The sequence below is a fragment of the Methanobrevibacter curvatus genome (genome assembly GCF_001639295.1).
In the GTDB taxonomy this organism is placed as follows: Archaea; Methanobacteriota; Methanobacteria; order Methanobacteriales; family Methanobacteriaceae; genus Methanoflexus; species Methanoflexus curvatus.
The window spans coordinates 1-582 of record NZ_LWMV01000144.1 but is presented as its reverse complement, the minus strand read 5'-3'; the positions used below and the strand labels follow the sequence as shown (position 1 = coordinate 582).

At 30.9% G+C, this 582-nt stretch carries 1 pseudogene; it reads right to left on the bottom strand.

What is annotated here, in order from left to right:
- Positions 1-582, bottom strand: a pseudogene (locus MBCUR_RS03475) (DUF11 domain-containing protein); the annotation flags it as partial.

The window sequence follows — 582 nt, the reverse complement described above, 5'->3', positions numbered from 1 at the left end:
TATAGCTTCCATTAGCACTAACAAAAATCAACCTATCATCTAAAACATCAGTAATATTCACATTAGTCGCAGTATCAGGACCACGATTAGTAACATTAATAGTATACTCAACTAAAATACCATTCAAAACAACACCAGTAACATTCACAGTCTTAACAATACTTAAATTAACAGTTGGAGTAACATTCACAGTACTATTATTACCAGTACTATTATTACCAGTATCATTCTGATCAGTTCCAGTAACATTTGCCACATTACTTATAACTCCAGTACCATTCAACTGAACAATTAAACTAATAATATAAGAATCACCATTTAAAATACTTGAAATAGTCCAATTAACAGCTTGACCCACACGAGTATAGCTTCCATTAGCACTAACAAAAATCAACCTATCATCTAAAACATCAGTAATATTCACATTAGTCGCAGTATCAGGACCACGATTAGTCACATTAATAGTATACTCAACTAAAATACCATTCAAAACAACACCAGTAACATTCACAGTCTTAACAATACTTAAATTAACAGTTGGAGTAACATTCACAGTACTATTATTACCAGTACTATTATTAC